Source organism: Gaetbulibacter sp. S0825 (genome assembly GCF_011777505.1).
In the GTDB taxonomy this organism is placed as follows: Bacteria; Bacteroidota; Bacteroidia; order Flavobacteriales; family Flavobacteriaceae; genus Pontimicrobium.
Map to the genome: position 1 here is coordinate 578,754 of NZ_JAATJT010000002.1, position 12,509 is coordinate 591,262.

Sequence of the window (12,509 nt, forward strand, 5' to 3'; positions counted from 1 at the left end):
AATTGTAATTATGTCAAGAACAAGAATTTTTGATAATACCGAAATTGCTTTTCAATTGAAAAGTGACTCCGAGCTTGAAAGAGCGTATTTTTTGTTTAAAATGATCTCTGTTCAGCCATTAGTACGTATTGGTACTGCAGCGACGAATTTTGCTTTAAAGGCAAATTTACCAGTAGAAAAATTAATAAGGTCAACGGTTTTTGACCATTTTTGTGGCGGTGTTAATGAGCATGATTGCCAAGAAGTAATCGATAAGATGTTTGACAAAGGTGTATCATGTGTTTTGGACTATTCGGTAGAAGGGAAAGAAACAGAGGAGCAGTTTGATGCAGTTATGAACAAAACCTGTGAACTTATAGAATTTGCTCATACAAAAGAAGCGATGCCAATTGCAGTATTTAAACCAACTGGATTGGGACGATTTCTTCTATACCAAAAAAAGACAGAAGGTATTGATCTAACACCATCTGAAACTGAAGAATGGAATAGAGTAGTAGCACGCTATCATAAGATTTGTAAGCTTGGAAAAGAAAGAGATGTTGAAATTTTGATAGATGCAGAAGAAAGCTGGATGCAAGATGCTGCCGATGATTTACTCGAAGAGTTAATGAAAACTTATAATACCGATATACCGATAGTATACAACACTCTGCAGTTATATAGATGGGATAGGTTAGATTATTTAAAATCTCTTCATGAACGAGCTAAAAATGAAGGTTTTAAACTAGGTTTTAAAATTGTGAGAGGAGCTTACATGGAAAAAGAAAGAGAACGCGCCGAAGATAAAGGTTATGAGTCTCCTATATGTACAGATAAGGCTTCTACAGATGAAAATTTCGATAAAACATTGAGTTATATTTTAGAAAATTTAGAAGATATTTCAGTGTTTATAGGAACGCATAATGAAGAAAGTTCGTACTTAGCCATGGACTTATTGGAAAAATATAACATATCAAAAAACGATAACCGTGTTTGGTTTGGTCAGTTATATGGAATGAGTGATCACATCAGTTATAATTTAGCCAATCATGGTTATAATGTTGCAAAATATGTGCCTTTTGGACCTGTAAAAGATGTGATGCCTTATTTAATTAGAAGGGCAGAAGAAAACACATCAGTCGCTGGACAAACCAATAGAGAACTAAATTTGCTTAAACAAGAAAGAAAGCGCAGAAAGCTTTAACAAAACCTATCTAAATGACAAATAACCCATTTACTTCACATACTTATGAATCTATATGGACAAAACATTTTTCATGCGACAGTAAAATACGCTCATTTGATGCTGTTAAAGGTCTAAAGTTTGTTAGGGATAACCGTTTCCCGTTTTATGTTAATGCTGGAAAAAATCAAACCAATGGTATGACCTATCAATTAGATGGCTCAGCTAATGATTTTAAGAACAAGACAGTATTGATTCATGATGTTTTAAGTTATTTGCAGAAAGAACAGGACTTAAAGAATAGTAGAATAAAAGTTAAGACAATTCCTCAATACAAAGGCTTGTATGCTAATTTATCTGAAGTAAAGAGTATTGATGAAGTCTTGGTGTCTTGCTTTAGCTCAAAAAGTAGAAGTAGATTTAGAGGAAGAATTAGACAAATTGAAGCCAACTTTGATATTTCGCAAGAAGTATATTTTGGAGAAATAGATAAAGATGACTATTTAAAGAAAATGGACGTTCTTAAAAGCTTTATTGTAAGTAGGTTTGAGCAAAGGAATGAGCATAATAGTGTTGTGCCTTTATGGGAATTTTATGTAGATTTAATTTACCCTTTAATACTCGAGAAAAAGGTGGTTTTTAATGTTATAAACGACGGAGATACCCCAATTGCAATGTCCATAAACTTTGTTTATGATGATATGGTAGCAATTGCCATCAGATCTTTTGATATAAGTCACTACAAATACAATATTGGAAATCTTGAAATTTATAAACTTATTGAATGGTGTATAGATAATGGAATTAACATTTTAGACTTCTCTAAAGGTAAAGCCGATTACAAAGATAGATGGTCTGATACGTTATATGCTTTTGAGTGCCATGTAATTTACGACTCAAAGTCCTTGATATCCACTTTAACAGCCAATAGTATTAGTTCTTTTTATAGAACAAAACAATACCTTAGAGATAAGAATATTAATTTATGGTATACAAAAGTAAAGTTTAAGTTTAAAAAATTACTTAGCAAATAGTCCTCGTTTCTTTTTTGGCGAATCACCATAACCGTAACCATAGCCTCTTTTATGAATAACGCCATTTAATAGTGTTACCATATTTGGTAATCTTTTTTCATCATACATAGATTTAGCAACATGCAACTGTCTCTTATCTAAATAATTGGCTCTAACGACATAAATTACCATATCCGCAAATTTACTAATTAGTAACGTGTCTGTTACTAGTCCAACTGCAGCAGTATCAACTATTATATAATCGTACTTATTCTTAACGGCATTAAATAAAACTTCTAGCTTTTCATCCATTAATAATTCGGCAGGATTAGGAGGTATGGTACCAGAACTAATCATGTCTAGATTTTCATCTACATTATTGATGATATCTGTAAAATTGATTTTATCGTCAACAATATAGTTTGTAAGTCCAAGGCCAGTTTTATTTTCAACTCCCATGTACTTGTTTAGTTTCGGTACTCTAATATCTGTTTCAATTATTAGGACCTTTTTATTCGAAAACGAAAGTGACCTTGCTAAGTTTAAGGATGTATGAGACTTACCTTCTTTGCTGGTTGTAGAAGTAACAAAAATAGTTTTGCCTTTACTTTTAGTAACGCTAGAAAGCATGAAATCTATATTTGTCCTAATTAGTCTAAAGGATTCTGCTTTTGGTGAATAATCGTGCTTATTGATAAATACTTGCTTAGCACTTGATTTTGGCACATCTCCAATAAAAGGTATCGCTAACTCTTTAATTAAGCCTGCTTTATTTCTTATTTTATTGTCTAGTAAGTCCATTAAATATATTGCTATTAATGGAATTAATACCCCTAAAACAAATGCACCTAAAAATACAATGCCTTTCTTTGGCCAAATAGGCAATGCACTTGCATAAGCGTGATCTATAATAATGGCGTTAGGCGATGACACACCATGGGAAACAGCCGATTCTTCACGTTTTTGTAGCAAATACACATAAACAGATTCTTTGATGCTTTGCTGACGCTGTAAATCACCTAATATTCTTTGCTTTTTTGGTGCAGAAAAAATTTGAGAAGAAATTCTGTTTTCTTCTCTATTTAAATTATCTCTTTTGATTTGATAAGTAGACTCTAAGCTATTTAGACTAGCCGAAAAATTTTGTTTCAAATTGGCTATTTGTGCATCTAATCTTTTAACAACTGGATTTTGCTCACTAGAATTTTCCAAACGTTTGTTACGCTGCATTACCAATTCATTATGCCTTTGCATTAAACTATTAATGGAATTATCTTGAAAGGACATCCCTTCTGGTATTAAATCTCCATTTCCATTGTTATCATTTATGTGTTTCTTTACATAATCAATTACTTGCAATTCAGTACTTGTAGCAATTAGTTGGTTTTCAATATCTCTTTCGGTTTGTAAAAAAATACTGGATTGAGATGACAAATCTGTTAATCTATTATTTTGTTGCGTGGTTTCTGATGATTGATTAACCTCAGATAGTTCTCGAGACACAATAGCTAATCGATTGTCTATAAAATCAGACGTTGCTTTAACTACTGCATTCTTATTTTCAATTACTACTTTGTTATATTGATTTACCAGAGAATTAAGAATGTCAATACCTTTTTCTGTTACTGGTTCATCAAGAGTGATATTTATGATACTTGAGTTTAAAGCAGTAGTAGATATTTTTATTTTATCACTATAGTGTGATGCAACTCTTTCTTCAGGTGTGATTTTTACAGTAACACTTTTACCTACTTTTAATTCTGGTTGCTCAAAATTTGGCGTAAAAATGATGTTCCCAAATGGCATAGAAATATTATCACCAAAGTTTAGTTTTTTATCACTATTCTTAAATGTAAACTGTGATTTCGATATTATATCAAGTGTTACAGAGGTGTCAACAGTTTTTAAAATGCTGTCATTTTCAAGAAAATTAACTGCTAACGGTGGGTTTTTATATATTTCAAGTTCTTTAATGGATCCTTGGATGTAACATTGTATATTCAAGCCCAATTCTTCAATAACACTATTGATAATAGAGCGTGAGCCTATGACTTGCACTTCATCTAAAACACTATTTTGGTCACGTTTAAACAAGCCATAATCATTTTGATTTGATTGTCTAGAAGTGTTTTGTTCTTTACTATCTGCTATTTTTATTGTCGCCGAGATCTTATATGTATCTGTAGCATACCTTAAATAGAGAAATGCTAATGAAAAGCAAATAAATAAGCTTAGAATAAACCATTTCCAATTTGAGAAATATTTATCTACTTGTTCTCTTAAACTCGAACTGTTTTTGGATTGAAGTGTCATTTTTAATAGTAGGTTATTATTTTATTAAAATGGCTGCAATTGTTGCCAAAGTTGCTATTGCCGAAATAATTACACCATTATTTTGATTAAAACTTGATGCTCTCACTCTGGCATTATTTTGCTCAACATAAATAACATCGTTTTGAGTTAAATAATAGTTAGGAGAATTAAGCACGTTCACAGACGTTAAGTCTATTTTTGCAAACTTTTTTTGTCCATCAACTTCGCGAATTAATTTTATATTATTTCGTTTGCCATAAATAGTTAAATCTCCAGCTAAGCCTAAAGCTTCAGGAATTGATATTTTTTCATCCTGAATTGTATAGGTTCCAGGGTTTTTTACCTCACCCAAAATAGTGACTGTGAAATTAGCTAGTCTAATGTTAACAATTGGAGGTGCATCTTTTTTAAAATAAATACTAAGTTTATCTTTAAGTAAAGCATTTGCTTCATTTCTAGTTAAACCAGCAAGTTTTAAAGTACCTAGTGTTGGAAACTCAATATTGCCATAGCTATCTATTAAATAGGTTTGCATTTTCAAAGTTCCTTGTGCATCAATAACCGAGGTATTTGTAGAAACCACATTTAAATTGAAGGGCGCCACGGTTTCTGGATCATCAGCAGAAACGTTAATAACTAAAAGGTCGTCTGTTTTAAATCGAAGTTCAAAATCTGAATTTTGATTTTCAATTGCTTCAGATAGTGGTTCGTCTTGAAAATAGATAATATCCTGACGAGAGCCACAAGAAGTTATTGCAAATAGTGCTAGCAGCAATAATTTATTTACTACGGATGATAATGTAATTTTTGAGTTCATATTTATTAATTTTTAGCCTTATCCAAAACCTCAAACTTAGAATTGTTAGATATGTATTCTGGCACAATATCTTTTAATTTTGAAACAATTTCAATGCTTTGGCAGTTAAGATTAGTATTATTAAGTTCTAATATTTTTTCTTGAATTTCTTGAATATCAATTTTTTTACTTTTTGCTATCATAATTTTTTCATGATAGGTCTGTTTAGTGTTTTCTCCATCGGCTAAAAGCTCTTCATATATTTTCTCTCCAGGCCTTAGTCCTACAATTTTTATATCAATATCTTCTGGGTATTTTAGACCAGACAATTTAATCATGTTTACAGCTAAATCAAATATTTTAACCGATTCTCCCATATCAAACACAAAAATTTCACCTCCATTACCCATTGCTGCTGCTTCTAATACCAACGAACACGCTTCGGGAATAGTCATGAAAAATCGAGTTATATCTCTGTGAGTTACAGTTAATGGACCTCCATTTTCAATTTGTTTTTTAAACAAAGGTATTACCGAGCCATTAGACCCAAGTACATTACCAAATCGAGTTGTGATAAATTTTGTTTTCCCTTTTCCTTTTAAGCAACTAATATATAATTCTGCTACACGTTTAGTTGCACCCATTACATTTGTTGGATTAACAGCTTTATCGGTAGATATCATTACAAATTTTTCAACGCCATGTTTTACTGCTAGGTTTGAAATATTGATAGTTCCTCCAATATTAATGCTAACCGCTTCTTGAGGATTGTTCTCCATTAAAGGCACATGCTTATAAGCAGCTGCATGGAAAATAATTTCTGGTCTATGTTCTGCCAAAATCCTTTCCATTCTAATTGGGCATCTTACATCTGTTACTATGGTAACATAGTCTGTAATACCTTTTTGAACAAACTCTTGCTGTATATCGTATAGAGCAGATTCTGCAATATCAACTAAAATCATTTTTTTAAAGTTGAAACTGCATAAATTTCTTGCTATTTCGCTTCCAATTGATCCAGCAGCACCAGAAACAAGAATGACTTTATTATCGTATTCTTCAACCAGAAGAGGGTTTTCTAGGCTAATTGGTTCTCGTCCTAATAAGTCTTCAATTTTAACAGGCTTAATTTGAGAAGCTTGCAAATCTCCATCTATCCATTGTTGGACAGGAGGTACTATTTTTACTTTAATAGATTTCTCTAGAAACACACTAGAAATTTCCAACAACCTGTGGTAGCTTATACTTTGAATGGATATTATAACCTCATTTATAGCATGTTTTTCAATGAAATCATCATCTATATCTTCTGCGCTATAAACTTTAAGAAGATTAATTTTTTTACCAATCTTTCTTTCGTCATTATCTATAAACCCAATTACTTCGTAATTACTTTTAGTATCATTAACTATGGCATCATAAGTTAAATTACCTGAATTTCCAGCTCCATAAATTAAGACATTAGTTTTAGGCTTAAACCCAGATATAATGGCTTTATAACTTGCTTTAATAAAAAACTTAGTAGAGATTAAGAGTAGTATATTTAAAAGAAGATGTATGTATATAATTGAACCTGGGATATCACAAGCAATAAAAAAGTTGAATTGTCTTGTTAAAAATGTTTCAATAAGTAGAATAGTGGCAAGAATATTAACGCCAATAATAATATTTATAACATCTTTAATACCAATAAATCTAACAACACCCTTATGCGTTCCAACAATTAGAAAACTGATAATTGCATTAATTGCAACAAAAGGAATTTCAGCAAGAAATTTACCAAAGTCAAAATCCAGCTTGAAATTATAACGAATTAAATAGGCAAGAAAAAATGTGAATAATACAATGCAAACATCAAAAATAAGCACTAGCCATTTTGACGCATATTTTTGCGAAATATTATATAATCCATCTTTAAACATAACTCAAAATAGGCATTTTTACATTAACTCGGTATTTTCGACTAAAATTTAAAATTTACTACCGATATGGTACTAATGCTATGTAATCAAATTCATTTTTAATAAAGTGCTAGCTTTATTATTCAGGGGTTAAATAAGATTAGGCAGTTAAATTTTCTGTATTTTTATATTTTAACAGATAAACGTTCTAAAAATAAAAGACCGCATAATTTTATTAAAGTAAATATCTATGTTTCATTGGGATTCATCAAATAAAAACGACAAATAACAAATTTTGCCGATATGAAAATTTAATAACCCCTTTAGATAATTACTTAATCAAAAAAAGTAAGACAGGAGTAACTAAAAAAAACTAGCTTATTATCTTAACCTAAGGAGAAAAATGATTTTAGAACACTATAAATTCTATTAAGTTCACTTTCATTTAAGTTAGAGCCACTTGGTAAGCACAAACCTCTTTCAAACAAATCATCTGATACACCGTTTATATACTTTTTACAGTTGCTGAAAATGGGTTGCTGATGCATTGGTTTCCATAAAGGTCTTGTTTCGATATTTTCTTTATCAAATTCTAACCTTAATGACTCCCTTGATTTGTAGGTATCCATTAAAATACATGACAACCATCTATTTGAAAAATGACCTTGAGGTTCATTTAATAACTTTACAGAATCTAAATTACCTAAAGCATCTTCGTAAAATTTATAGTTTTTTCGTCTAAGCTTTACATATTCGTCTAAAACCGTCATTTGACCACGTCCTATACCAGCAACTACGTTAGACATTCTATAATTATAACCGATATGAGAATGCAAATATGCTACAGATTTATCTCTGGCTTGTGTTGCAAGAAATACCGCTTTGTCTTTTATAGCCTTTTTATTGGTTGCTAATGCACCACCACCAGATGTAGTAATTATTTTGTTTCCATTAAATGATAGAATGGATATATCTCCAAAAGTCCCACATTTTCTATTTTTGTAACTACTACCAAATGCTTCGGCACTATCTTCTATAATTGGTATGTCGTAATTTTTTGCAATTGTGTGAATTTCATCCACTTTATATGGCATACCATATAAGTGAACAGCTATAATTGCTTTGGGTTTTTTTCCTTTTGAAATACAATCTTTAATTGCTATTTCTAATTGAATTGGACATAGATTCCAAGTATCTTCCTCACTATCTACAAAAACAGGCTGAGCTCCTTGATATACTATTGGGTTAGCTGAAGCCGAAAACGTTTTACTTTGGCACAATACAATATCATCTCTTGAAACATCAAGTAGAATGAGCCCTAAATGTATTGCTGCAGTACCCGAACTTAATGCTGCTACATACGTGTCTTCATTCAAATATTGAGAGATATCTTCTTCAAATCCAGTGACATTTGGACCAAGTGGCGCTATCCAATTAGTATCGAAAGCTTCATTTATAAATTTTTGCTCTTTGCCACTCATGTGTGGAGAAGAGAGCCATACTTTTGATTTCATAAGTAGTAGTATCTAACTGTAAATATCAATTTAAATTAATTATCAGTCAAAATAAACAGATAAAAGTTCAATTTATCTTGATAAACTAATATGTTAGTGATTAGATAAGGGAGGCAATAACTTTATTTGCCATGGATGTCATGGTTTCACTTTTAAATTGGTGCTTTTCATTTAGCCTTTTATATTCTTTGAATATATCTTCCAAATTTTCAAAGTTTTTATTCATATGCATACCAAAGTTATGTGGATGCCACCAAAGATGAAACAACTCGTTATGTTTTGCAGCATGCTGCATTGCTTTTTTAATTCTTCTTATTTTAAATGGTTCTAACAGCTTTAAATTTTTGTTGTAAGGCCTTAAAAAGCGGCTTTGAGGTAAGTTAATTATTTTGTCTTTGTTATTTATTTTTTTTAAGTCGTAAGTGTGCTTCCCTGTTAGGTTTAAATAACTGTCTAGCATTCTTAACACTCTAAATATTTGCCAAGAATAGTAAGGGGATTCTGGACTGTTTTCTAATTGATAAAGAAATGAGTCTTCTGTGCCACGGTAACTTTTTATGCCTAGTTTATAACAAACATCTAAATACTCAGGATTGAACATATTTCTTGGAAAAACAATACTTTCTATATTAGTATTTAAGTTTTCTGCAATATCCAATGCTGCAGTTATATCCTCCTTAAAATGATTTTTGTTTTGACCAGATTCTGTACAGTAGTAATGTGAAAAAGTATGAGTTCCGACTTCGTGATTATTGTTTTCAATAATTCTTTTTAGTATTGAATGTCCAAAATGATAAGGATCGTCCTTTTCGTTATAGCCTACATCTTCTAATATGGCATAAGGGTCTAGTTCGGTTTTAGCATAATCTGGTGTTTGCTCAGGCATATACTCGATAAGTTCATCCTTATTTTTTGCAAACAAAAAACCAACAGTAGCAAATGTGAGTTTTACATTGTACTTATCGCTTAAGTCAAGGAGTCTTTCAATGACTTTACGCGTGTTTTCGAGGTTTTCTTGATATTCTTCTACAGATTTAAGATCGAAAAAACCCCAGTGTAATTCGTAATCTAATGAAATAACAAAATGTCCATTATCGTTTATCATACCTTAATTAGCTCTATATAATGGAAAATAATCGCTAGTAGCACTATTAGTGGTACTTAATTTATCATATACTTCCTGATTTACAATATGTTTCCAAATCTCAAAGGTTCTAAAATCTTTTGAAAACGATGATTTAAATTCAAAAAGTGAGTCTTCTTTACTTCCTAAACCGCCGCCCAAATTAAAATACTTAAAATTTTGCTCGGTCGCTTCGACCCTCATTTCATCCAAAAATAATTTTGATGGTCTTAATCGTAAATACTCTGTTCGAGTTCCAGATAAATGAAACTGCACAATACCGTTCGTTTTAACAAACATTGAACCAGCTATAATCTTTTGCGATTCTTGTTCTTCAACTAATAAAATATCCGTTTTAAAATCGGTTTGGTCAAGGAAATTTAAAAAATATTCAGGCTTAAAGAAGTAGTCACTATTAGCATCGAGACGATTCATATTTTCATGATATATGTCCACAAATTCCAATACATCTTCTTTTGTACTGGCTTTGCGAACATTACAAGTACGACGTAATTTATTTACTTGGTTTTTTAGAGACTTCTGGTAAGCACGACGTGATTCTTCTAGTGGTAAGGATATATCAATATTCACAACTTTGCCAAGAGACGTTATGTTTCCATAATCCTTTAAGATTGGTTTTTGAGAGTCGATATATGGATGCAATCGTGAAAAAATAGATACAATATTTTTTGATTTAAAATATGCTTGGATTTCATTTATGAATTCTGAATTATCAAAATTTGATGTCACATTTTTACTCAATGGACCACCATAACCATAAATTGATGTAAAATCAAAATAATCTGTGTTCTCAATTGGACGTAATAAAAGAGGTAATGCAATTAAAACATCATTATTACTGGTGTAAACAATAAGTATTGGAGTTTCTGTTTCAGAGTTTTTTGAAATATGATGATAGTCAAATGTATGGTAGAAATCATACGTGTCTACTACACTTAAAACTGCATTCCAATCTTTTTTTGAAGTAATTTCTTTAATCATTGTCTTAATTAACAGGCAACAATTATACGTTGTTTTTTACCCAAACGTTAATTTTTTCGACCAAGTAACTCATACTATCTATATCATATCTAAAATCGACGTGAATGTTTAAAAGATATTTCCACTTTAATAACACCTTATTATTTGGCCACAAGTGAGCTGGGAAAATTTGATTGGATATAAGCCAAATTCGAAAAGAGTCAAATACTTGATAATTACGAAAGAGTAATAATAAACCAAAAGGAGTATAACCTTCCTTTTTAACAATTTTGAAATGTTTCGATGGTTCTATATGCTGGAGAATACATTCTAAATTTTGCTTTTTAATAGGGTTTGGGTCTAAAATAAAAAAGGATTTTATTAAATCTATAGTTTCTGCTTTTGGCTTAATATAATTTTCTGAAAAACTTAAAAGACTCTCTCCTTGTATAAAAGACAAAAGATATTCGGGTTTTACCAAACTTTGATTCTTAATAAATTGACGTTTCAATAGCGTGGAATCTTCAATCATTTTATAAGCATTTTCAATTTTCTCATCAGCTGTGTCTTGGTAGTAATCCAGTTTTTCCTTAGTATTAGGACTCCAAACTACACTTCCTAATGGGATAGGGTAAACTTTACGTAATGAAGCGAAACAATAATCTGCTTTACTATTTAAGCTTTGGTTGCTTAACCAACCATGTGTATGGTCTTCAATAATAAAGGCTCTATCTGTTTCAGGATAATCGAAAGTTGATAAGCCCCAAAAATTATTCAAAATTACAATGTCATTTTTGTTCGAAAATGAAGTAATGTCAATTGTTTTTGTAAATTCAAAGGGACTGACTTTGTAATACTTAATGTTACTAAAATAATGATTTATGAGATCTGAAATTGTGTAGCAGTAATAGTAAGGCAACCAAATAGCCTCAATGGTATTTGTAGCCTTTATTTTTTCTATGATAGCTAAAAGAGCATTTCTACCAGAATAATAAAATGAATAATCATTTACATCTAGAGGTATTTTGTTTTGCTCTAGTAAATTATACTCTGGATCCTTACTTTCTAATAAGTAAAAATTTGATCCAATTTCTTTATTCAACCTGTGCATTCTTAAAAGGAGCTATAGTTTTATTGACTGCGCCATCCATATCTTTTTTTTGAAGGACCTTATATATTGTAAGAAATAATATTTTAAGATCGAGCAAAAATGATTGATTATCAACGTACCAGACATCATGTTTAAATTTTTGTTCCCAGCTTATTGAGGTTCTACCATTTACTTGTGCCCAACCAGTAATTCCAGGCATTACATCATGTCGTCTTGCTTGTTCCTTATCATATAATGGCAAGTATTCTGGATGTAAAGGCCTTGGCCCAACAAGGCTCATATCACCTTTAATAACATTAATTAATTGTGGAATTTCATCAAGCGATGTTTTTCTAATAAAACTTCCAATTTTTGTAACACGTAAATGGTATGGTAATAAATCACCATTTTTATCGCGCTTATCGTTCATGCTTTTAAGCTTGATGATATTAAAAACTCTTCCCTTCTTTCCTGCACGTCTTTGATAAAAAAATGGCTTACCATTATTAGTAAACAACAAAATCACAATTAGAACCAAGAAAATAGGAGAGGAGATGATAAATCCTATAATTGCTGATGAAATATCTAATATTGGTTTTAGAACTTTTGCGTACAT

General features: G+C 30.9%; 10 protein-coding genes. 2 read left to right on the forward strand and 8 right to left on the reverse strand.

The annotated features are described in order from the left end of the window. Window positions 1-10 precede the first annotated feature (10 nt). Together HB672_RS10345 and HB672_RS10350 are read left to right on the forward strand one after the other, a co-directional pair. Window positions 11-1,183 carry a proline dehydrogenase family protein gene (locus HB672_RS10345; protein WP_167612001.1) on the forward strand — a complete coding sequence of 391 codons (1,173 nt, stop codon included), beginning with the start codon at window positions 11-13 and terminating at the stop codon, window positions 1,181-1,183. 14 nt (window positions 1,184-1,197) lie between these two features. Beyond that, complete coding sequence (locus HB672_RS10350; protein ID WP_167612004.1) at window positions 1,198-2,196, forward strand: GNAT family N-acetyltransferase; 999 nt, start codon at window positions 1,198-1,200, stop codon at window positions 2,194-2,196. Here the strand turns inward: HB672_RS10350 and HB672_RS10355 are convergent. The 8 genes from HB672_RS10355 to HB672_RS10390 form a co-directional block, all read right to left on the reverse strand. Continuing rightward, window positions 2,182-4,488 (reverse strand): tyrosine-protein kinase, encoded by a 2,307-nt coding sequence (locus HB672_RS10355; RefSeq protein WP_167612008.1) that lies wholly within the window; start codon window positions 4,486-4,488, stop codon window positions 2,182-2,184. The genes HB672_RS10350 and HB672_RS10355 overlap by 15 nt on opposite strands. Before the next feature lie 16 nt (window positions 4,489-4,504). Beyond that, window positions 4,505-5,305 (reverse strand): polysaccharide biosynthesis/export family protein, encoded by an 801-nt coding sequence (locus HB672_RS10360; RefSeq protein ID WP_167612011.1) that lies wholly within the window; start codon window positions 5,303-5,305, stop codon window positions 4,505-4,507. A gap of 5 nt (window positions 5,306-5,310) precedes the next feature. Beyond that, window positions 5,311-7,206 carry a nucleoside-diphosphate sugar epimerase/dehydratase gene (locus HB672_RS10365; protein WP_167612015.1) on the reverse strand — a complete coding sequence of 632 codons (1,896 nt, stop codon included), beginning with the start codon at window positions 7,204-7,206 and terminating at the stop codon, window positions 5,311-5,313. Between the two features lie 365 nt (window positions 7,207-7,571). After that, entirely contained in the window at window positions 7,572-8,699 is a 1,128-nt protein-coding gene (locus HB672_RS10370; protein ID WP_167612018.1) for a DegT/DnrJ/EryC1/StrS family aminotransferase, read from the reverse strand. Window positions 8,700-8,799: 100 nt separating this feature from the next. Further along, window positions 8,800-9,804 carry a polysaccharide deacetylase family protein gene (locus HB672_RS10375; RefSeq protein WP_167612024.1) on the reverse strand — a complete coding sequence of 335 codons (1,005 nt, stop codon included), beginning with the start codon at window positions 9,802-9,804 and terminating at the stop codon, window positions 8,800-8,802. Between the two features lie 3 nt (window positions 9,805-9,807). Then, window positions 9,808-10,824, reverse strand: a complete 1,017-nt coding sequence (locus tag HB672_RS10380; protein ID WP_167612027.1) for a peptidoglycan bridge formation glycyltransferase FemA/FemB family protein — start codon at window positions 10,822-10,824, stop codon at window positions 9,808-9,810. Between the two features lie 22 nt (window positions 10,825-10,846). Next, a complete protein-coding gene (locus HB672_RS10385; RefSeq protein ID WP_167612030.1) occupies window positions 10,847-11,905 on the reverse strand; it encodes a hypothetical protein in 1,059 nt (352 codons plus the stop codon). Further along, window positions 11,898-12,509: a sugar transferase gene (locus HB672_RS10390; protein WP_167612033.1), complete on the reverse strand. Its 612-nt coding sequence runs from the start codon at window positions 12,507-12,509 to the stop codon at window positions 11,898-11,900. The genes HB672_RS10385 and HB672_RS10390 overlap by 8 nt, the downstream gene beginning before the upstream one ends.

Bases quoted from the DNA above. Each gene is read 5' to 3' on its own strand.
- HB672_RS10345 (WP_167612001.1), top strand. From the start codon at position 11: ATGTCAAGAACAAGAATTTTTGATAATACCGAAATTGCTTTTCAATTG.
- HB672_RS10350 (WP_167612004.1), top strand. From the start codon at position 1,198: ATGACAAATAACCCATTTACTTCACATACTTATGAATCTATATGGACA.
- HB672_RS10355 (WP_167612008.1), bottom strand. From the start codon at position 4,488: ATGACACTTCAATCCAAAAACAGTTCGAGTTTAAGAGAACAAGTAGAT.
- HB672_RS10360 (WP_167612011.1), bottom strand. From the start codon at position 5,305: ATGAACTCAAAAATTACATTATCATCCGTAGTAAATAAATTATTGCTG.
- HB672_RS10365 (WP_167612015.1), bottom strand. From the start codon at position 7,206: ATGTTTAAAGATGGATTATATAATATTTCGCAAAAATATGCGTCAAAA.
- HB672_RS10370 (WP_167612018.1), bottom strand. From the start codon at position 8,699: ATGAAATCAAAAGTATGGCTCTCTTCTCCACACATGAGTGGCAAAGAG.
- HB672_RS10375 (WP_167612024.1), bottom strand. From the start codon at position 9,804: ATGATAAACGATAATGGACATTTTGTTATTTCATTAGATTACGAATTA.
- HB672_RS10380 (WP_167612027.1), bottom strand. From the start codon at position 10,824: ATGATTAAAGAAATTACTTCAAAAAAAGATTGGAATGCAGTTTTAAGT.
- HB672_RS10390 (WP_167612033.1), bottom strand. From the start codon at position 12,509: ATGTACGCAAAAGTTCTAAAACCAATATTAGATATTTCATCAGCAATT.